This window comes from Fundidesulfovibrio sp., from assembly GCF_058402725.1.
In genome coordinates this window covers 6,209-6,671 of record NZ_JBZVFJ010000164.1, presented here as the reverse complement: position 1 = coordinate 6,671, position 463 = coordinate 6,209, and the positions used below count along the sequence as shown (strand labels likewise).

Genomic DNA, 463 nt, shown 5'->3' with positions numbered 1-463 from the left:
GACCAGGCTGGTGCAGGTGGCGGGGCGCCTGGGCGCGGGCGAATATAGCGCCCGTTCCGGCCTCCTGGAGAACCGCGGCGTGCTGGGCAGGCTGGCGTCCTCCCTGGACGACATGGCCCAGGCCCTGGAACGCGACGCGGCCGAGCGCCTGCTCTCCCAACAGACGCTGGAAGCCGAGATCCACCGCCGCAAGGCCCTGCTGGACCTGAGCTGCGACGGCATCGTCGTGGTGAACGAGCGTCTGAATCTGACCGAGGCCAACGCGCGCTTCGCGTCCATGCTCTCCTACGCGCCGGGCGAGGTGGCGGGTGCGCCCCTGGGCAGGTTCGAGGCGGGCCTGGACGAGGAGGGCATCCGGCGCAAGTTCGAGGCCGTGCAGGGCGGGCGCGCGGTGTTCGAGACGGTGTTTCGCCGCAAGGACGGCACCTTCCTGGACGTGGAGGTGAGCGCAAGCGGGGCCACC

The 463-nt window shown here is 71.5% G+C and carries 1 protein-coding gene; it reads left to right on the top strand.

The genetic code is table 11. The features are described from left to right. Nucleotides 1-463 (top strand): PAS domain-containing protein (locus ACV4UX_RS16205; RefSeq protein ID WP_491594321.1); only part of this gene is annotated, 463 nt, incomplete at both ends.